Source organism: Streptomyces sp. NPDC001156 (genome assembly GCF_053598275.1).
Window position 1 is genome coordinate 1 of sequence record NZ_JBSFJX010000104.1, and the last position, 19,591, is coordinate 19,591.

Here is a 19,591-nt window from a genome sequence, read left to right on the forward strand (position 1 = left end):
GACGTCCGACACGGCCACGGGGAACCCTCACCCCCCGCCCACACGTCGCTACGACGGCGGCTTCGCCTCCTGCTGCGCGGCCTGGAGGTCAGCGACGGCAGCAGCGGTACGTGGATCTCGACAACGAGGGTGGGCACAGGGTCCATCCTGCCGTGAGCACCTCCGCCCGCCTCAGCCACGGCTAAGCCACGTCAACAGCCTTGGCGAGGTTGGAAGGGGTTCGCTGTCCTTCCCGGCCACGTCGCCGAATGTCGGCGTCAGAGGTGAGGGCGAGCACACCGAGCTCCTCGCCCTGCAGCACGGAAGAAGTTCACTGACCAGACGTGTCAGCGGACGGGAGTCGTCGGTCCTCACTACTCACTACTACGCACAGGCCAAGGCCGCAGAGAGCGCCGAGCGTGCCGCTCGGCACCGTCATCTCGCCCGCCGAACAGGGCCCGTGTTCGTCCGTCCCCTCCCTACCGGCTCAGCGGGCAGGCCGGCTAGGCGATCGACGCAAGGGCTCGGCAGCGGGTGGCAAGCGGAAAGGCGGCTTGGGCCGTACAGCGTAAGCAGACATCGGGTTCTGGCGCCGGTCACCGGGGCCACCGCTGCGGCAGGGGCTTCGCGGTCCGGCAGACGGTCGGCGAGGACGCCGTACGCCGTATGCCGTATACCAACGGTGTGCCCTGGCTGCACGAAGGGTCGTCGCTGTGGGACCGCGGGGTGCTGGACTGCGGGTGGAAGGTACAGCGGATCAGCGCTCCGCTTCACGGTCCGATATGGGGCAAATAGGTGAATTGCGGGTCTCACTAGGCGGTCATACCGTGGGTTTATGGCTATCGCAACCACGAGTCCCGTGACAGGTGAGGTTCTCAGGAGGTTCGACGAACTGACTCCTGAGGAACTGGAGGACAAGCTCGCCCGGGCGGCGGCCGCGGCCGCCTCGTACCGGCTGACGAGCGTCGAGGAGCGGGCGGGATGGCTGCAGCATGCGGCGGAACGCCTGGAGAAGGAGATCGAGAGCGTCAGCCGGATGATCACCACGGAGATGGGCAAGACCTTCCGTGCGGCGGAGGAGGAAGTGGTCAAGTGCGTGCACGGGCTGCGTTTCTATGCCATCGAGGGCCCCGCGTACCTGCGAGACCTGGACGCTGACGCCGCGCGCGTGGGCGCGAAGCAGACGTTCGTGACCTACCAGCCGATCGGTGTGGTGCTCGCGGTGATGCCCTGGAACCTACCGTTGTGGCAGGCGATGCGGTTTGCCGCGCCCGCCCTGATGGCGGGAAATGTGGGTCTGCTCAAGCACGCCTCGAACGTGCCGCAGTGCGCCTTGTACCTGGAAGAGCTCTTCCGTGACGCGGGCTTCCCCGATGACGTGTTCCAGACCCTGCTGATCTCCGCGGGGAGGGTGGAGCAGGTGCTGCGCGACCCGCGGGTGGCGGCCGCGACGCTGACGGGCAGTGAACCGGCAGGGCGGTCGGTGGCCACCATCGCCGGTGGCGAGATCAAGAAGGTGGTCCTCGAACTGGGCGGTTCGGACCCGTTCATCGTCATGCCCTCCACGAATCTGGAGCGGGCCACCGATGTGGCAGTCAAGGCGCGGTGCCTGAACAACGGGCAGTCGTGCATCAACGGCAAGCGGTTCTTCGTGCACCGGGACATCGGTGACGACTTCATCGAGATGTTCGTGGCGAAGATGGACGCACTGGTGGTGGGCGACCCGATGGAAGCGGGCACCGACGTCGGTCCGCTGGCCACCGAGTCCGGCCGGCGCGATGTGGAGTCCTACGTCGATGACGCCATCGCCAAGGGCGCGACGGTGCTGCTGGGCGGCGAACGCCCGGCCGGGCCGGGCTGGTTCTACCCGCCCACCGTGCTGACCGGCATCACGCCGGAGATGCGGATGTACCACGAGGAGGTCTTCGGCCCCGTGGCGCAGGTGTGGACGGTCTCCTCCCTGGAGGAGGCCCTGCAGGAGGCCAACGGCCATCCCTACGGCCTCGGTTCGAACCTGTGGAGCGAGGACGAGGCCGAACGTGAACTGTTCGTCCGCGACGTGCAGTCGGGCATGGCCTTCATCAACGGCAACACGACCAGCTACCCCGAGATCCCCTTCGGTGGTGTCAAACGCAGCGGCTACGGACGCGAGTTGTCCGACCTCGGCATGCGGGAGTTCATGAACGCCAAGACCGTCTGGATCGGCCAGGACGCCTGAACCTCGCTACCGGGCGGCAGTCGACACCACTGGGCATGCGCGCCGGCCGTCGCGGCGCGCTGCCCGCCGAGCGCATGGAGGCGCGACGATGAGCGAAGCGAACCGGACGCCGTCGTCTGGGCAGGGAAGGCCCGTGGTCGCGGTGCTCGGCACCGGCACCATGGGAGAGGCGATGGCACGCAACATCGCGGCGGCGGGACTGGGACTCCGCGCCTGGAACCGCAACCGCGCCCGCGCCGAACCACTGGCCGGCGTCGGCGCCACGGTATGCGACACACCGGCCGAGGCCTGTCGCGGCGCAGACGTCGTACTGACCGCCCTCGCGAACGAGAAGGTGGTCGCCGACGTGATGGACCAGGCCCGCGACGGCCTCGACAGTCACACGGTGTGGGTGCAGACGTGCACGGTCTCCCCGGACGGGGGTCGCCGTCTCGCGGAACAGGCGAGCCGCCTGAACGTCGCGTACGTCGAGGCCCCCATCCTCGGCACCAAGGAACCGGCCGTGTCCGGCACCCTGACCATCCCGGCCGCCTCCCCCCAGCGGGAGGCACGGGAACAGGTGCGACCGGTCCTGGAGGCGGTGGCATCACGCATCATGTGGCTCGACGAGGTAGGCCAGCCAAGCAGCCTCAAACTCGCCTACAACGCGTGGGTCCTGACCACTGTCGAGGGGATCGCGGAGTCCCTCACCCTCGCCGACACCCTGGGGCTGGACCCTCACCTGGTCATCGACGTCATCGACGGCAGCGGCCTCAACAGCACCTACGTACAGAGCAAGGGCCCGATGATGATCGACAACGACCTCGACACACCCTCCTTCCCCCTCGAAGCGGCGGACAAGGACGCCGGCCTGATCACCGACACCGCCCGTGCCGCCGGCCTGCACCTGGGCATCGCGGAAGTCGTACGCGAACGCCTCGACCGCGCGGCCGACGACGGACTCGGCCGCGCGGACGTCGCCGCGACCTACCTCGTGTCCCGCCACGCCGCATCCTGACCGGGCCGTCCCTTCGAGAGAGGCGAGGGAGGAACGATGACCCGTGCCGGCATCGCCGCCGCGCGCTCGAGCACGGCGCAACTGGCGGAGATCATCTCCCAGATGGACGACGATCAATGGGAGCTGCCGTCCGCGTGCGAAGGCTGGCGCGTCATCGACGTGATGGCCCACCTCGCTGCCCTCGCCTCCGAGGCGGTGGACCCACCGCCGCCCGACCCCTCACTACCGAAGAACCGCGAGCGCTACCACGACCTGCGCGTCGACGAACGCCGTGGCTGGAGCCATGCCCAAGTCCTCGACGAGTGGCGGCGCAGCACCCCACGGCAACTGGACCTCCTGGAAGCGGCCCAGGAACCGCCCGGGGCCGGCGAGCCCGTCGACGTGCCCGGGCTCGGGACGTATCCGCGGCACCTCCTGGCGAACACCATGGCGTTCAACGTCTTCTGCCACCTGCGTAACGACATGCTCGCCCCGGACGGCCCGCTCCCGTTCACCCTGCCGGAACCGGCTGACGGCCTGGTCTCCCCCGCTGTCGACTTCATGCTCGCCGGCCTCCCCCAGATGCAGGGGCCCGAACTCACCGCCACCGTCGACCGACCCCTCGTCCTCGACCTGACCGGGCCGGGCGCCACCACCGTCACCATCCTCCCGGCGACCGAGCCGGACGGGCGGCTGACCGTGGCACCCGGTGCGGACGCCACCACCCAGGTCCACAGCACAGCACTCGACTTCATCGCATGGGCCACCACCCGCAAACCCTGGCGCGACCACTGCCGCATCACGGGGGACGCATCCACCGCGACGCCGTTCCTCGACTGCCTCAACATCATTTAGCAGAGACCGCGTTATGGTCGAGGAGGACAAGGTGTTCCAGGGTGAGCCGGCATTGAGTTCCGCTCCCTGGCCTCTGTGCGCCCGTCGCTATGGGCTGGTCGGTCAACCATGTGACCGGCGCGTCTTTCGACGACGGGGGCCGACTGTGCTAGATCGGCACTCCAGCGCTGGTCATCGTGGGCACGCACGACCTCATCCGCCCGCCTCGCCGGACCACAAGGTTGATTGCACACGGTGTCAGTCACCCCTACTGTGCATCTGCTGCCAGGAAGCCTCCTCATCCCCCAACCCTGTGGTGTGGAACCGGGCATTGAGGTCTGCCAGCTGTTCCAGGGTGGGAGAAGAACCCAGCTTGCCCAATTCGAGGAAGAGTTCCTCGTTGCCGGCCGGCGACGAGACGAACAGCGCCCGGCCGCCAGTGGGAGTCGTGAAAGTGTGCTGGCTTCCCTTGGGCACCACGACCACCGTGCCGGGTCCTCCGGAAAAGGTCGCGTCGCCGACGCGGAAATCGTAGTGCCCTTCCAGCACGTAGATGATCTTCATGAAGGCGTGGTGGGCATGCGGCGGGTTCTCGGTGATGACGTCATGAGTGAAGACGAACACCCCCAGGGCGCCATCGACGTCCTTACCGCTCACCATCACCTCGAGCCAGTGCTTGCCGCCAGGCTCCACGCGCACGCCCTCGCCCGGCGCCACCGCCCAACCGTCAGATCCCCAGTTGCTCACAACATCTCCTAATCGCTGGCCCGCGGCCTACAGGCGGCGGGACTCGTATGGGATCCGATGACGCCACGGACGAAGCCATGGGCTGTTCGTACGTGACGCATTTCGGACGCGACTGTCCAGCACCACCCGTGCATTTCATTCACAGGGAACAAGATCTTTCGGGCGAGCCTGGCAAATACGAACTACTTCCCCCGTGGTCAAAACATGTGAGACTTCCTGGCTCGCCGTCGGCATGCTAGGAGATAGCAGCCGACCGGGATCCAGTCGAAATAGAATTCGACATTCCATGCGTCAGGGGCCGCTTCCACACCCAGTTCGGCCGCTGATAAGCGATCTCAAATCCGTATCGCAGCATGTTCCGGTACGAAGGGTTCGGGCGCTCAGGGGTCGAGGGTCCGGTCTCGACGAAAAGCCATGCGCATCCCGCTTCGCGGGCGGCCAGGGCTCGCGCGCGGACGAGCGCTCCCTGGGCCCCGAGGTTACGCGCCTGCGGCAGGGTCGCTCCGGCGAAGAGCGTGGCCACAGGGCCGTGAATCCGGAGGTTGCCGCCGGCGACATAGTTACCGTCGCCGTCGCGGACACCGAAGGGCCGCCATGCGGGATGCCCCACGGTGCCTATGGAGCCGGGCAGGAAACAGTTCTCCTTCATTCCCATACCGCTGACGACGGTGTGCGCCCAATTCGCGGCGTGCTCCGGTCGCACGGCTTCCACGGACAGGCCTTCCCTCAGCTCAGCCGATCGGCCCGCATCGATGACGGCTTCGACCGGAGCGGCGAACTTGATCACACCTGCGGTGCGCTGCAGCCCGAATTCCCGGGCGCTCTGCTCCCAGTCGGCCGGCATCACGGAGGGCGCGAACTGGAGCACGGCCACGCGGGACTGGTGAGTCGCGTAGAACTCGAGCACGTCCGACACGAGGCTCGTGGTCACCGGCGCCTCGAATCCAAAGCCGAGCGCCTTGTTCCAGTACTCGTCGGGATCGTCGCCGACCGACATGCAGACGCCTCCGTGGAGGCGGACCGACGCCATGCCCAGTGCGGAGCGGTCCTGGCCGACCACAAGACTTTGGAACTCGCTCATCTCCTCGGCCTCCGCCTGTTCAAGGAGAGGAACGATGTCTGCCGGCATGGCCATGGAATCCGCCTTCTGTGTGTTGCGCATTGATTGTCCGGCTCGTCCGCGGCTCCGGAGCCCTCACGATCCGCGCCGCGGCACGAGGGATCGCCCGGGGGAAGCCGCCGGCGAGCCAGCCAGGGCGCCCCTGCCCATTGACGTCGCTTGGAACAGGAACGCCGGAAGGACCGAACGACCAAGCCGAAAATGGGCCGAGCGGTTTCTCCGGGCAAGACCGCACTGGCAAGGGTCGACCCGCCGGGCAACCCGTCGAGCGCGGCTGAGGGGCCGCATGAGCGGGGACCGACGGGGGTCAGTGCAGACGGCCGTGTGCGAGCCAGACACCGACTTCGTGCCGGCGTCCCTTCTGGAACAGAGGCGGTATGTCCCTGCCGTGTCCTGCGATCTCCTGAGCGAGTGTGATCACATCAGGATCCCAACCGTGTTCTTCCAGCCATCGACTGGGCGGGAGGGCCGGCCCGTCCTGGAAAAAGCTCACGATGCGGCCAATCACGGCTGCTTCAACATCATTGACAGTGGACACATCGTCCTGGCGAGGGACGCTCTCAAAATACTCGAGTGCCACGCAGCTGCCGGGAGCGCTCAAGTGCGTCACCGCGTTGAGCAGGCGATCACAATCCTCGGGCGCGAGGTACATGAGCAGCCCCTCTATCAGCCACATCGTGGGCCGCAGGGGGTCAAAGCCGGCACGAGTCAGCTTCTCAACCCAGGGGCCGCGCAGATCCGCATGGACCGGTCGACGTCCCCCGCTGGGTTTCAGACCAGCACTCTCGATCACCGATTCTTTGAATCGCAGCACGGGTTCGGTATCTATCTCGTACACCATGGTGCCGGTGGGCAGAGCGAGTCGGGCGGCTCGCGAGTCCAGCCCAGCCGCCAGGAGGACTACCTGCCGCGTTCCCCCGCTGACGGCGTCAAGGATGCGGTCGTCGTAGTAGCGCGTGCGGACACCCAAGTAGGTCGCCAGCATGTACCAGGCCTCTGTGAGCTCGCCGCTGTCGTCTTCGGGCCCTGTGGGCAACGTGCCGTCAGGATCCGTGTGGACGGCGTTACGCACGAGGTCCACCAGCGCGGTGGCCAACGGATCGTCGAAGAGGCGGTCATTGCGCTGACTCTCGACGGCGCGCATATGCGCCGTCAGCAAGCCTGTCCAGCCGATATCCGAGGGAAGAGCGTTCCCTACTAGCTTTCGAGGGTCCTGCCCCACTGCGCTTTGCTGCACTGTCTCCCGCTCTTGTCCATTGAAAAAGCTGATGCCACGTGCAGCACTTCGACCGTGCCGACGCCCGGAACAACAGCCCTGATCGTCACCCGTACAACGCCCGGTTGGATAGAAGATCAGTGCCTAAGATCGCTTCGCGCAACGTCGCCGTGGTTCTGGAATCCGCATCACGCCCGCAGTCGGCTACGGGTTTATCTTCGCCACGGTCTGCGTGTTCTGCGCCTTGAGCGTCAAGGTGCGTCCGACTGTTGTTCAGACTCGGGTGGAGCCTGAACGCGGTTCCGGTCAGGCATCCGTCGACCGCGTCACGGCAGTACCTGGGACACCGCGGGTCATTACGGACATTTCGGATGAGGTGCGACGCCGCCACATCGCACGGCAAACCTTCAGCGGGTAATCGGAGGGTGATGGTGGCTGGCGTCTTGTGACGGCCCGTGAGTGATGTCGGGTCGGCGCATGTGGTTGGATCTTGGTGTGCCTGATCTTGAGTCGCTGTCCAGGGAGGAGCTCGTGGAGCTCGCCGGGCGGCAGGCTGCGGTGATCGCACGCCAGGACGCCCAGATCAGCGCCATGGCCGCGCAACTCGCCTCGCTGATGGAGAAGTTCGAGGAGCAGGCGGCCGAGCTGGCGCGGCTGCGGCACCTGCTGTCGCGCAACAGCGGCAACTCCTCGATGCCGTCCTCGAAGGACGACGACCCCGGGCGGACACCGCCGCGCAAGGAGCGCCGTGCGAAGCCGTCCGGCCGGGCCAGGGGCAAGCAGCCCGGCGCGCCCGGGACGGCGCTGCGCCGGCGCGAGGAGGACGAGCTCGACGACCGCCGGGACCGCTACCCCCAGGGGATGTGCGGCTGCGGCGCGGACCTGGCCGGTGCGGCGGACCTGGGGGTGGTCGACCGCTACCAGCAGCACGAGATCCCGCTGGTCAGCGTGACGGTGGTGCAGTACGACCAGCACGCGGTGGCCTGCGCGTGCGGGAAGGTGCACACCGCGGCCCGGCCCGAGGGCGCCGGGATGGGCCAGATCGAGTACGGGCCGAACCTGCGCGCCTACGCGGTCTACCTCCTGGTCGTCCACTTCGTCCCGGTGCACCGGGTGGTGGAGGTCCTCGCCTCGCTGACCGGCGCTAAGCCGTCGGCCGGCTTCGTGCACTCGCTGCTGCGGCGCGCCGCGGCGGCGCTGGCCGCGTGCGACTTCGCGATCCGCACCCTGATCACGCTCGCGTTCGCGGTCTGCGCGGACGAGACCCCGCTCAAGGTCGGCCCGGCCACCCCCGCGCCGGGGAAGAAGGAGGCCAAGGGCTACCTGCACGTCGCCTGCACCGAGCTCTACACCCACTTCCTGCTCGGCGACCGCTCCATGAAGACCTTCCGGCAGACCGTTCTGCAAGACCTCGAACCCGGCGCCGTTGCCGTCCACGACCGCTACCAGGCCTACGACAGCACGCAGTTGGGTCCCCTCACCCACCAGCTGTGCCTGGCGCACGTGCTGCGCGACCTCGCCGCAGCGGCCGAGCTCTACCCCGACGACACCTGGCCCACCCAGCTCGCCGACGAGCTACGCGAGCTGATCCACCGCGCCAACCAGGCCCGCACAGGTGGCGAGACCTCCCTGCCCGAGCGAATCAAGAGCCTCGCCGTGCGCGGCCTGCGCGCCGCCGTCCGCATCGGCCTCGCCGCGACCGCCCACCCAGGCGATGCCCGGCCCGGCGCCCGCAAGGCCCGCCTGCTGCTGGAGGCCTTCCACCAGCGCGAAGACGACTTCCTGCGCTTCACCACCGACCTGCGCATCCCACCCACCTCGAACCAGGCAGAACGCGACCTGCGACCCTCGAAGATCCAGGAGAACATCTCCGGCCGGCTCACCGACCTGGAGCGAGCCAAGGACCGCTACCGGATCCGCGGTGTGCTCTCCACCGCCGCCAAGCACTCGGTCAACCCCCTCACCGTGCTCCGGGACGCGTTCACCGGAACCACCTGGCTCCCACCCGCAGCCCGCGCCTGACACCCCGCCAGCCGACGACCGCCACGGTCACCGGCCGTCACCACACGCCCGAATCCACCACCCAGCGCGCACCCGCTGAATGTTTACATCGCACGGTCCACAAGAACTCTCGCGCCGGGCAGGAGAAGACACGAGCGGCAGCGGAGGGCGCATTCCTCACCGCGTATCCACGTCAAGCACGGCTTCAAACCGCCGAAGGGCCAGAAGGCTCTTGCCCGCCCCCTCCGGCCGTCCCGAGCACATGAGCGATCTCACCCACGCAATCGCCGCACTGCTCTCCCAGCGGACCGCCGCTCCCCCGGTGGCCTTCACGCATGAACACACTGCCGGCACCACGCCCTCGAAGCGCCACGGCCAACTGTGCACGAGGCGGCCAGGAAGACGCCGAAGTTGTACATGAGGGCCACAGGATTGAACGATGACGCCAACGCTCCTTGATCATTCGACAGGAGTCCCCATCAGCGAGTACCGTACAAAAACCTCAAGGACGACAACGGTGCCACCGACTTGTAACCACATGGATTTCCCATCGACCGCCCTATGCGCTCGACACGAATGCCGGCTAGAGCGGTCGAAAAGAGGCGCAGATGAGTGACCAGAAGCCAGACGACTTCGCGGAACCTCTCCTGAATTCCAGTCGCGCAACAAATTTCAAGACCAGCATGAATCTTTCGGCTCGGCAAATCGAGGATACCAAGCGCATCTTCCAGGGGTGGGAAGGCGGACCATTCTCACACCTCAAGCGCGTCACCATCCCCCACCATCTCGCTTCCCGTGGTTTCAAATTCTCCGCAAACGGTCATCTATTCGATAGTCTGCTATCGGTCAAAGTGTACTGTGATTCGTTGACGGGAATCTCGGGGAACGATCTGGACCAGGACCCGATCGTGGCCGACCTGGTGACCTCTGGCCAGATCAATTTCATGGGAAAGACGGGAACCCACTCTGTCACCCCCGGCCAGATCTGCATCCGGGACACAAAAGCCTCTTGGGAGTTCTTTTGCGCGCCGGCCACCCGTCTGCGCGTCGTGACAATCCCGCGGCACCTGGTGCTTTCACGCGTCGGATCATCTCAGATACTCAGCCAGGCGTACACCTCGGATGTTTCAGCCCCCGAGGTTCGCTTCCTCGTGAACTTCTTGGAAGCGATCGAGAGAAGCAGCAGCGATCTCGACCGCTCGATCTCCACGCAGAATATTGCATTGGACGCCTGCGCGACCCTGTTTTCAGGAATGCTTTCCGAGCGTTCCGAACTGGGCCTACAGGATCACCCGAACGCCACGGTGAATGCTGCGAAGAACGTCATCGAAAGAAATATCGAGAGAGCTGATCTATCCCCCGCGATGGTTGCCCAAATGATCGGGGTCTCCGTTCGCACTTTGCACAGATCATTTTCGGAATCGAATGATTCCCTCATGGCCTTCGTTCGCCGTCGACGCCTGCAAAAAGCTCACGGTGAGCTCATGAAGCTGGGCAGCACAGCCAGCGTTTCCGAAATCGCCGCACGTTGGCAATTTGCGGATTCAAGTCACTTCATCAGACAATTCAAGTCATTCTACGGAACCACTCCCGCCGCCTACCTGAGAAACTACGGCAAGGTAGGCAGTGAGAATTGATATTCAAAGGTGCTCGGGCGGTGGATGAGTCTGGGTGACGGGTGGATGCTCTGGGCTTGACCGCAACGGATGACGGACAAGGACCTCTTTCCAACCTCGCAGGGGCGAGTCTGCCCATGACTCGTAGTGCTGTGCTGACGTCCGTGCGCAGCTGAAGCGGTGCTCGGGTCTGCTATGAAACGCGTGGCGTCGTTGGATCGGGAACGTCAGGATGCAGGTCGTGAATGAGCGATCAGTGTGGCCGACGGACAAGCTGACCACGCTGCGCCTGGGGCGACGGCTGGTCACCGATGTCTCGGCATCCCGACCCGGTCGGCGGGCGTTTGTGGATATCACTCCGGAACGGGATACGCGCGATGCCCAGGCGGCGCTGGAGGACTGGGTGCGTGGTGACGCGACGCACAGCCTCCGCCTGGAGCACTGGGAGTACGACGCCGACCGGATCGACGGATTCGACTACGACATCGATGCGGTGCTGGTGCGCGCCGCCTCGGCGGCGGAGGAGTCCGCGCTGGAGGTCATGCTCGCCCTCTGGGGGCTGCGGCCGGATTCCTTCGGCTACCCGTGGGAAAGCGATGACCCCCGGTAAGACCTGCTCGCCCCCACAGATGCATGGTGAAGCATCAGGACGGCCTGCACGAGATCGGTCGTCCGGGTGGTGCTGCATCTACCCGGGGCTTCACCGCTCCACCAGGCCGACTTCCGGACCCGCTGGACAGGTTGGAAAGGGCTCAAGGCGTCCCTTCCGCTGTTGTAGCAGAGCGTGCGCGAGCACGGTGGTCGACCGGGGAGACCTGCCGGCTCGAGGCGCGCCGGAGACGGAATCCTCGGAGGGACCCTTCGTCCGTCTCCGGCGCTCTGCACCACGCGCCGTTCTCCCTGGCGCGCGGTTGTCGCTTACGCGCGGTGGTACTGGTCCGGCGTCGCGACCTCACCGCCGAGCTCGACGGCGGCGTGGCGTGCCCAGTACGGGTTGCGCAGCAGTTCGCGTCCGAGCAGTACCGCGTCCGCCTTGCCCGCGGCGACGACGGCCTGCGCCTGGGTGGGATCGGTGATCAGACCGACGGTCGCCACCGGCATGTCGGCCTCCGAGCGAACTCGTTCGGCGAAGGGCAGCTGGTAGTGGGGGCCCACGGGAATCGCCACGTCCGCCACGTTGCCGCCGGTCGACACGTCGAACAGGTCGACTCCCCGCGCGCGGAGTTCCTTGGCCAGGCGCACCGTCTCGTCCGCGGTCCAGCCCTCGCGTGCGTCGCCGTTCTCTTCGAGCCAGTCGGTGGCGGAGATACGGAAGAACACCGGCAGGTCCTCGGGCCACACCGCGCGCACGGCTTCAACGACCTCGATGGCGAAGCGGGTGCGTCCCTCGAAGGAACCGCCGTACTCGTCGGTGCGCCGGTTGCTGAACGGAGACAGGAACTGGTGGACCAAGTACCCGTGCGCACCATGAATCTCGGCCACCTGGAACCCCGCGTCCAAAGCACGCCGGGCCGCATCGGCGAACTCCCGTACGACAGCTCGGATTTGCTCCACCGTCAGTTCCTCGGGAGTCGCAGCGTCCGGCAGCATCGGGATCCCGCTCGGGGCCACGGGCGTCCACCCGTACTGCTCCTCGGGCGCGATCGGCGCTCCGCGGTTGACCCAGGTCCGCTCGGTCGAGGCCTTGCGGCCGGCGTGGGCAAGCTGGATCCCCGCGACGGTGCCCTGAGACTTCAGGAAGTCCGTGATCCGACGGAATGCCTGCACCTGGGTGTCGTTCCAGATGCCGAGGTCGTACGGGCTGATTCGGCCCTCCGGGCTCACCGCGGTGGCCTCGGTGATGATCAGGCCAGTGCCTCCGGTCGCCCGCGCGGCGAGGTGCGTGAAGTGCCAGTCGTTCGGCACACCCGCGAGTTCACCTTCCGGTGCTGCGCTGTATTGGCACATCGCGGCCATCCAGATGCGGTTCGGAATGGTCAGCGATCGAACGTGATAGGGCTCGAAGAGCGTAGTCACAAAAGGTCTCTCCTGTAGTGCGACAAGCGGCCCCGCGGTGGCCACGTGGCCGAACGGCGGAGAGGATCTCCGGCCGCTCTTGATTGCGATCCGCATACTTGCAAACGCACTCTATAGGCGTATGCATTCCTAGTCGGGCAAAGAATTTCCGTACCCGACAGTCGTCGCTCCGTGACGATGCGCAGTCGCGCCGGCCGGGACGGATCAGGCCCGCGACGTCAGGATCAGCGCGGCCGGCCCGGCTCGCCCGGACGAGCCCGGCAGCGGACACGTATCCCGAGGGCGCCTGGGCGCCGTTCCCGGCGGCGCCCAGCCCATCCAGTACCGGGCTGCCCGCTGCGGCGGCGCAAGCACTGTCGCTCTCGCTTCCCCAGCGTTCGCTTCTCCCAGCTCCTCACTGAGCAGGCTCGCGCAGCGCTGGGCCGGACCGGCCAGCGCGGCCGCCTCGGAGCTGCGGGCGAAGACGGGCCGGTTCCAGTCACCACTCACGGTGACGGGTGCCGCATCGGCGGCTACCAGATGGCTGAGGGTGGCGCCGAGGCGCTCTTCTCGGCCACCGAGGAATCCCGGGCGTCGATCTCCGCGACCGCACGACCGGCGGTGACCTTCGGCCGCGTGCCTTCCGGCAGGCACCGCGCGCGGCCTTTCGTGCTCTCGGCGACACCCCCTCGTGCTGCGACCGGAAACCTTCACCGGTTGGTGGTGTCTCTTGTGCCAGGTAGGTTCATTCCAGCGGGTCGGGTCTCTGGAGGCGGGCCATGAACGGGGACAATGATCGCCACTGGCATGGGATCTTCTACGTCAACAGGGATGATCCACGGCTCGCCGTTCCCAAGCGCCTCGGATGGGGCCGGACCTTGAACTACGGCCACCCGATGGCCTGGGTCTGGACGTTCGGCGCTCCCCTCGCCGTGGGAGTGATCGTCTACCTGGGCAAACGCTGACGCCACGGTGCTGCGCACCTCGCGACATCCCGGTGACCTGCTTGGGGAGCAGCCGGCTTTGACGTTCGGTCGTGACTACTCAGACCGGTGAAGGATCGCGGTCACAGCACTGGCCGTCGGCAGCGCCGCCACGCCGTCCCGTCCGTCAGATCGTCGCCATGTCGATCACGAAGCGGTACCGCACATCGCTCTTGAGTACGCGCTCATACGCCTCGTTGATCTGGTCGGCGCGGATCAGTTCTATCTCTGCGCCGATGCCGTGCTCGGCGCAGAAGTCCAGCATTTCCTGGGTCTCCGCGATGCTGCCGATGTTGGAGCCGGCCATGGTCTTGCGGCCGGTGACGAGGGAGAAGAGGTCGAGGGAGATCGGCTCCTCGGGCAGGCCGACGTTCACCAGGGCGCCGTCGGTCTTCAGCAGGGACATGTAGGCGCCGTAGTCGAGCGGGGCCGAGACGGTGGAAAGGATGAGGTCGAAGGTGCCCTCCAGCTCCTCGTAGGTCGTCGGATCGCTGGTCGCGCGGTAATGGTCGGCGCCCAGACGCAGGCCGTCGTCCTTCTTACGCAGGGACTGGGAGAGGACCGTGACTTCGGCGCCGAGCGCGTGGGCGATCTTGACGGCCAGGTGGCCCAGGCCGCCCAGGCCCAGCACCGCCACCTTCCGGCCCGGACCGGCGCCCCAGTGCCGAAGCGGGGAGTAGGTGGTGACGCCGGCGCACAGGAGCGGCGCGGCGACATCCAGGGCAAGGCCGTCGGGGATCCGCACCACATAGTTCTCGTCGACGACGATCGCCTGGGAGTAACCGCCGTAGGTAGGCTAGCCGTCCTTGTCGAGTGCGTTGTACGTATCGACCTTGCCGCCGCCACCCGTGCAGTACTGCTCCTGACCCGCCTCGCAGTTGTCACAGCTTCGGCAGGAGTCCACCATGCAGCCGACACCCACGCGGTCGCCGACCTGGAACTTGGTGACGCCTGGGCCGACTTCCCGTACGACACCTGCGATCTCGTGGCCGGGAACCATGGGGAAGATCGCCTCGCCCCAGCCCGCGCGTGCCTGGTGGATGTCGGAGTGGCAGATGCCTGCGTACTTGATGTCGATCAGGACGTCGAACCCGCCGACCGCGCGACGCTCAATGGTGGTGCGCTCCAGCGGAGACTTGGGAGCAAGCGCGGCATAGGCAGTGGTGGTGGTCATACGAGAGGTTCCCTAGATGGTTGGTTCCGACGTAGTCCGTGGTCGCAGGGCATGAGCAACCTGGTAGCAGGTGCGCTGATCCGGCGGTCGGGTGGTTGGTGGCCAGGCCCCTTGGCGCGACGCCACGTGTCGGCAGTTCGGCTCAGAACGTTTCGTGTGGGAGGCCTTGTTCACGACCTGCGGCTGCGCGGAGCGGGGCGGGACCCCGCCCGCCAGGGACGCGACGAAGCCGGGATCAGCGGTCGGTGAGTGCGGCAACGACCCTTTCGGCCAGCGGCTCGCTGGAGGCGGGGTTCTGGCCGGAGAACAGGTTTCCGTCGACGACGACGTTCGCGTTCCAAGCCTCTGCCGCGGAACGAACGACGGCTCCGCGTGCTGTGAGCACGGTCTCGACCAGCCACGGTGCTCGGTCGGCGGTGCCGTTGAGCCGCTCCTCCTCGTTGGTGAAGACGGTCAGGGTACGTCCGGCGAACAGCCAGCGTCCGCCCGGCAGATTCGCCGACAGCAGCGCGGCGGGGCCGTGGCACACCGGGGCGATGATCTTCCCGGCGGCGTCCGCCTCGATGAGGATGCGGCCGAGGTCGGCGTCGTGGGCCAGGTCCTCCATAGGACCGTGCCCGCCGGGCAGGAAGATCGCGTCGTAGTCGGCCGTGTCGATGTCGGCCAGTGCCCTGGGGTGGGCGAGCGCTTCGGCCGCATCTTCGATGTAAGCGGCGAAGGCGTCCGCCTCGGGGCCGGCTACCTCGGGCCGCAGGCTCACGGGGTCGGCGGTCGGCTTTCCGCCCTCCGGGGCAGCGATGTCGACGGTGAACCCCGCTTGCGTGAGGATGCGGTGCGGAACCACGAACTCCTCGGCCCAATAGCCGCTGGGGTGCTTGCTGCCGTCGTTCAGCGTCCAGTAGTCGACGCCAGACAGCACTATCAGGATCCGGGCCATATCGGCACTCACTTTCTTCAGGGGGATGCCACCTGGGGCTCAGCGGAAGGAGGGGATCGGGGTGCGGCCCGGTCATCAGACCCGGCAGCTACCCGGCTGGCCTCCGCAATCCAGAACACCACGCGACCTCCGGCCCGCGGAGGCCGCTTCCCGGCCCTGAACTGCCAGGGAATCGGTTGCATAGGACTCAGCGACCCCCCTTCCCTGGTCGACCGCGGAATACCGGGGGCGCAGAATGAAGGCATGGCCAGAAACGTCGAGCTCAGCGAGTTCTTGCGCCGGTCCCGAGCCCGCATCACCCCCGAGTCGGCCGGGCTTCCCGAGCGAGGGGCCTACCGGCGGGTGCCGGGGCTGCGCCGCGAGGAGGTCGCCCACCTGGCCGGGGTGAGCACCGATTACTACACGCGCCTGGAGCAGGGGCGGCAGATCACCCCCTCCACCGGGGTACTGGAGGCCGTGGCCGACGCGCTGCGGCTCGACCCTGCCGAACGCGCCCACCTCTTCGACCTCGCCGGTTCCAAACCCAGCAGTGCCCGCCGTTCCGCACCGGTCGTACAGCGCGTCCGGCCCCTGGTACGCCGGTTCCTGGACTCCTTCACCGACCAGGCCGGCTTCATCCTCGGACGCCGCACCGACGTGCTGGCCACCAACCACCTCGCCCGCGCGCTTCTGACCGACTTCGAGGCGATGCCCGCGCGTGAGCGCAACCTCGCCCGCTGGATCCTGCTGGACGAGGCTGCCCGCTCGCTGTACCCGGACTGGGAACAAATCGCCGCCGAGATGACCGCGATCCTGCGCATGGACGCAGGCCGTCACCCCGACGACACCCGCACAGCCGAGTTGGTAGGCGAGCTGGCGGTGAAGAGCCAGCACTTCCGCCGCTGGTGGGCCGACCACAAGGTCTTCGACCGCACGCACGGTCGCAAACGCCACCACCACCCCATCGTCGGCGACCTGACCGTCGACTATCAGGCCTTCGCGCTGCCGGGCGAGGCCGACCAGACCCTGTTCCTGTACCTACCGGCCCAAGACCAGGCCTCCCAGGACGCCTGGAAGCTGCTCGCCAGTTGGAGCGCCAAGGAACCAGCAGTTCCCGGGGGTACGAGCAGCCACAGCAGCGCCTCCGGGCGCACCGCCCACCCTCGGCGACTTGATTAGCGCTCTCATTGGGGCTGGAACGGGCTCGCCTCGTGTTCAACGAACCGGATTCTCGGCATCACTTGCGGCTGTGCGGATCGACTCGACCGTGGCGCATCCCGGCTGAACTTAGGGGGCCGGTCCGTTTCAACACAGCTTCAAGTGCAGCCCGTCAAAGCCATCGCTGTACTCTCCCCCGATATAATCTGGACTTTGAACTCGCCGGAGATCTATCAACTCCTGTGCCGCGAGCGCGGCTGGACCGATGACGAATACGAGGACTGGCTCGCCGGAAGCTCCATCGCTGCACTCATCGGCTGACACCGAAAACGGGGCATCATCCAGCGACGCGACCAGGACCGCCCGCCCAGAGCGACGCCGCTGCCGACCCGCCGGTGACGGGCATCCCGCTCATCGCGACGGCTTTATTCCTTCCTGAAGTTGGCGGGGTATGCGTTGAAGCACGGAACGCGTTAAGGCCGCACCCGGGGCTCGGGTGCGGCCGCCAAATCTGTGGTCCATCCGGGCGACGCGGTCAGTTCTCCGAGGGGGATGCAGGCGGCGACCTCCTGAGCCGTGCGGTCCGCCTCGCAGCACATCCGTCCGCCGTCCCCGGCGACTGCCACCAGCAGACGCAACCGGTCATGCACCTCCTCGAGGAAGAGCAGGGCCAGCACTCGGTCGTGTGCTCGACCGGAGCGAAGTCGATCTCGTCGCGGTCCCCTGCCTCACGGGCCGTCACACATCGTGCGCATGCCCGTCTCGCACCTCAGAGTGTCGACAACGGTAAATGTGACCTGTGACCTGCAGGAACTGTCGACGCCGTCGCGTCGTGCGCTCAGCGCATACGACCCCAGAGCAGTTGATCTCTTGTCTGATACCGTCGGCTGGCGAATCACGCCAGTGCCGGGCCTACCTCCTGCCGGGCGGTGATGACAGAAGGAGGCCCGGTGCTCGGCGCCCTCGGGATCAGTGAGTTCGAAGAGCGGGTCTACCGCACGCTTCTGGCCAAGCCGGACCGGACGGCGCGGGAGATCGCAGAAGACCTTGGCGCCACGTCCAGCCGAATACGGCACGCGGTGGCCCGGTTGGTGGAACTGGGCGTGCTGCGCACAGAAGGACACGGCCAATACCGGCCGGTCAGCCCGCGGACCGCGTTGAGCGCACTGCTCGCCAAACGCCGAGCCGATTCCGAGGCAGCGTTCGCCGCAGTGGGAGACGTGGTCGATGACCTGGCAAGCGAGTACCGCGCCAGCCGACTGCAGGAGCATCCCACCGAGTTGGTGGAGGTGATCACTGGTGAGGCGGCGATCACCCTGCGGGTCGCCGAGCTGACCCAATCGATCCGCACCCACTTCTGGGTGCTGGACCGGCCACCGTACCTGGGCCCGTACAGCACCGAGTTGGAGGAAACCTTCACCAGGGATCTACTGGACCGCGGCGTCGACATACGGTCCGTGTACAGCCCCGAGGCGCTGGAGCAACATGGCAGATTCGAACTGATCACCCGCCTTGCCCAGCTCGGCGAGCAGGCCCGGCTCCTGTCGGCCGTGCCGTTCAGGCTGCGGATCATGGACCGCCGTGTCGCACTGGTCGCACTGATCGGAGGACGGTACGACAGAATCGCCGTCGTCCATCAATCGGGTCTGCTCGACGCACTCCTCGAGCTGTTCGACGTCTACTGGCAACGGGCACAACCCATCGTCTCGACGGCTCCGGTGACCCCCGACCAGCCGAGCGCGGATGATCTCCTGCTGCTGAGAATGTTGCAAGCAGGCTACAAAGACCAGGCGATCGCCCGGCAACTGGGCACGAGCGCGCGCACCGTGACCCGCCGGATCGCCACGATCGCGTCCCGCCTCGGCCTCGAGACCCGCTTCCAGGTGGGCGCCGAAGCCGCCAAGCGAGGCTGGATCTGAGCCCGGCGAACGACCCTGTGCCACTTCTGTGGCGACGCGCGTCGAGTGGGCGCGGCGTACGCCGCGCCGGCGCGGTAAGACCGCGGACAGCGTGATCTTCCTGGTCCACGCGCCAACCGTTCCTACACTCGCGCACACTCGTGCACATCCGAAACCGAACAGCTCCCAACCCCGTCCCCGATCGCATGACCATCTTGAGGATTTCCGGCGGATCATCAGCGCAGTCATGGCCGAATCGCGGCGAGAGGACCGCGCCGTGGAAGACGCACGCTCTCCCGTCGCACCCAGTACTCCGGCTGTAGATGGATCCGGTGACCCGCACCAGCTCGGTCAGCGGCACCGGCTGGGGTGAGAAGCAGCGGTAGTAGGCGAGTTCGCCGGTGGTGCGGTTGCGGCGGACCAGGAGCCGGCGGCTGCCCGGCGCCGCCCCGGTGAGATCGATGACGGCGCAGTCGTAGAACCGCTGTCCCTTCGCACCGCGTCCAGCCGAGAGCTTCTGCCGGGCCCGCTTCGGCATCTTCTTCACCAGGGCATCGGCGCGGAACGTGCCTGCACCGGTGGCCACTTCGGCCGAACAGGCCACCGCGAGGACAGAGCCGACCAAGAACATGACCGAGGCATTCTTCGTTCGATCCATCGACTCAGCAGCCTGGCTGGGGGATCACACCCGCTTGGTCGGTTGGCTCGGCGCGGTGACGTCGACCCCGGCAGTCACCCAAGTACGTGTGGGGCTGCGGTT

15 protein-coding genes and 2 pseudogenes are annotated in these 19,591 nt (G+C 66.9%); 9 read left to right on the forward strand and 8 right to left on the reverse strand.

Features of this window, described 5'->3' with window-relative positions:
• Positions 1-814 precede the first annotated feature (814 nt).
• The 3 genes from ACWDA7_RS33580 (at position 815) to ACWDA7_RS33590 (ending at position 4,028) form a co-directional block, all read left to right on the forward strand.
• Positions 815-2,197 carry an NADP-dependent succinic semialdehyde dehydrogenase gene (locus tag ACWDA7_RS33580; protein WP_450609209.1) on the forward strand — a complete coding sequence of 461 codons (1,383 nt, stop codon included), beginning with the start codon at positions 815-817 and terminating at the stop codon, positions 2,195-2,197.
• A gap of 88 nt (positions 2,198-2,285) precedes the next feature.
• The gene (locus ACWDA7_RS33585; protein ID WP_450609211.1) at positions 2,286-3,194 is read left to right on the forward strand and encodes an NAD(P)-dependent oxidoreductase; all 909 of its coding nucleotides are present in this window, start codon (positions 2,286-2,288) and stop codon (positions 3,192-3,194) included.
• 36 nt (positions 3,195-3,230) lie between these two features.
• The gene (locus ACWDA7_RS33590; RefSeq protein ID WP_450609213.1) at positions 3,231-4,028 is read left to right on the forward strand and encodes a maleylpyruvate isomerase family mycothiol-dependent enzyme; all 798 of its coding nucleotides are present in this window, start codon (positions 3,231-3,233) and stop codon (positions 4,026-4,028) included.
• A gap of 237 nt (positions 4,029-4,265) precedes the next feature.
• Here ACWDA7_RS33590 and ACWDA7_RS33595 read toward each other — a convergent pair whose 3' ends face one another.
• From ACWDA7_RS33595 to ACWDA7_RS33605, 3 genes are all read right to left on the reverse strand, one after another.
• Complete coding sequence (locus tag ACWDA7_RS33595; protein WP_450609215.1) at positions 4,266-4,754, reverse strand: cupin domain-containing protein; 489 nt, start codon at positions 4,752-4,754, stop codon at positions 4,266-4,268.
• A gap of 235 nt (positions 4,755-4,989) precedes the next feature.
• Positions 4,990-5,916, reverse strand: a complete 927-nt coding sequence (locus ACWDA7_RS33600; RefSeq protein ID WP_450609216.1) for a GNAT family N-acetyltransferase — start codon at positions 5,914-5,916, stop codon at positions 4,990-4,992.
• Between the two features lie 265 nt (positions 5,917-6,181).
• Positions 6,182-7,111 carry an SAM-dependent methyltransferase gene (locus tag ACWDA7_RS33605; RefSeq protein ID WP_450609218.1) on the reverse strand — a complete coding sequence of 310 codons (930 nt, stop codon included), beginning with the start codon at positions 7,109-7,111 and terminating at the stop codon, positions 6,182-6,184.
• 474 nt (positions 7,112-7,585) lie between these two features.
• Between ACWDA7_RS33605 and tnpC the strand changes: the two genes are divergently transcribed.
• The 3 genes from tnpC (at position 7,586) to ACWDA7_RS33620 (ending at position 11,317) form a co-directional block, all read left to right on the forward strand.
• Positions 7,586-9,112 (forward strand): IS66 family transposase, encoded by a 1,527-nt coding sequence (tnpC, locus tag ACWDA7_RS33610; protein ID WP_450609220.1) that lies wholly within the window; start codon positions 7,586-7,588, stop codon positions 9,110-9,112.
• A gap of 587 nt (positions 9,113-9,699) precedes the next feature.
• Entirely contained in the window at positions 9,700-10,728 is a 1,029-nt protein-coding gene (locus ACWDA7_RS33615) for a helix-turn-helix transcriptional regulator (protein WP_450609222.1), read from the forward strand.
• 220 nt (positions 10,729-10,948) lie between these two features.
• Complete coding sequence (locus tag ACWDA7_RS33620) at positions 10,949-11,317, forward strand: hypothetical protein (RefSeq protein ID WP_450609224.1); 369 nt, start codon at positions 10,949-10,951, stop codon at positions 11,315-11,317.
• A 308-nt stretch (positions 11,318-11,625) separates the two neighbouring features.
• Here the strand turns inward: ACWDA7_RS33620 and ACWDA7_RS33625 are convergent, their stop codons facing one another.
• Positions 11,626-12,723, reverse strand: coding sequence for an NADH:flavin oxidoreductase/NADH oxidase (locus ACWDA7_RS33625; protein ID WP_450609226.1), 1,098 nt, complete (start codon positions 12,721-12,723; stop codon positions 11,626-11,628).
• A gap of 758 nt (positions 12,724-13,481) precedes the next feature.
• Between ACWDA7_RS33625 and ACWDA7_RS33630 the strand changes: the two genes are divergently transcribed.
• Positions 13,482-13,667 (forward strand): DUF5808 domain-containing protein, encoded by a 186-nt coding sequence (locus ACWDA7_RS33630; RefSeq protein ID WP_450609228.1) that lies wholly within the window; start codon positions 13,482-13,484, stop codon positions 13,665-13,667.
• A 145-nt stretch (positions 13,668-13,812) separates the two neighbouring features.
• On the opposite strand, the pseudogene ACWDA7_RS33635 reads toward ACWDA7_RS33630, so the two are convergent.
• Positions 13,813-14,859, reverse strand: a pseudogene (locus ACWDA7_RS33635) (NAD(P)-dependent alcohol dehydrogenase).
• Positions 14,860-15,094: 235 nt separating this feature from the next.
• Positions 15,095-15,808, reverse strand: a complete 714-nt coding sequence (locus tag ACWDA7_RS33640; RefSeq protein ID WP_450609229.1) for a type 1 glutamine amidotransferase domain-containing protein — start codon at positions 15,806-15,808, stop codon at positions 15,095-15,097.
• A gap of 231 nt (positions 15,809-16,039) precedes the next feature.
• Between ACWDA7_RS33640 and ACWDA7_RS33645 the strand changes: the two genes are divergently transcribed.
• Entirely contained in the window at positions 16,040-16,954 is a 915-nt protein-coding gene (locus ACWDA7_RS33645) for a helix-turn-helix transcriptional regulator (protein WP_450609231.1), read from the forward strand.
• Between the two features lie 452 nt (positions 16,955-17,406).
• Here the strand turns inward: ACWDA7_RS33645 and ACWDA7_RS33650 are convergent, their stop codons facing one another.
• The gene (locus ACWDA7_RS33650) at positions 17,407-17,610 is read right to left on the reverse strand and encodes a DUF6417 family protein (RefSeq protein ID WP_450609233.1); all 204 of its coding nucleotides are present in this window, start codon (positions 17,608-17,610) and stop codon (positions 17,407-17,409) included.
• A gap of 273 nt (positions 17,611-17,883) precedes the next feature.
• Here ACWDA7_RS33650 and ACWDA7_RS33655 point away from each other — a divergent pair, with 273 nt between their 5' ends.
• On the forward strand, positions 17,884-18,852 hold the full coding sequence (locus tag ACWDA7_RS33655; RefSeq protein ID WP_450609235.1) for a helix-turn-helix domain-containing protein: 969 nt from the start codon (positions 17,884-17,886) through the stop codon (positions 18,850-18,852).
• 304 nt (positions 18,853-19,156) lie between these two features.
• Here ACWDA7_RS33655 and ACWDA7_RS33660 read toward each other — a convergent pair.
• Positions 19,157-19,450, reverse strand: a pseudogene (locus tag ACWDA7_RS33660) (IS701 family transposase); the annotation flags it as partial.
• Positions 19,451-19,591: the final 141 nt, after the last annotated feature.

Excerpts from the sequence above, each read along its gene's own strand:
- ACWDA7_RS33645 (WP_450609231.1), top strand. The coding sequence starts at position 16,040 with ATGGCCAGAAACGTCGAGCTCAGCGAGTTCTTGCGCCGGTCCCGAGCC.
- ACWDA7_RS33590 (WP_450609213.1), top strand. The coding sequence starts at position 3,231 with ATGACCCGTGCCGGCATCGCCGCCGCGCGCTCGAGCACGGCGCAACTG.
- ACWDA7_RS33615 (WP_450609222.1), top strand. The coding sequence starts at position 9,700 with ATGAGTGACCAGAAGCCAGACGACTTCGCGGAACCTCTCCTGAATTCC.
- ACWDA7_RS33580 (WP_450609209.1), top strand. The coding sequence starts at position 815 with ATGGCTATCGCAACCACGAGTCCCGTGACAGGTGAGGTTCTCAGGAGG.
- ACWDA7_RS33585 (WP_450609211.1), top strand. The coding sequence starts at position 2,286 with ATGAGCGAAGCGAACCGGACGCCGTCGTCTGGGCAGGGAAGGCCCGTG.
- ACWDA7_RS33600 (WP_450609216.1), bottom strand. The coding sequence starts at position 5,916 with ATGCGCAACACACAGAAGGCGGATTCCATGGCCATGCCGGCAGACATC.
- ACWDA7_RS33630 (WP_450609228.1), top strand. The coding sequence starts at position 13,482 with ATGAACGGGGACAATGATCGCCACTGGCATGGGATCTTCTACGTCAAC.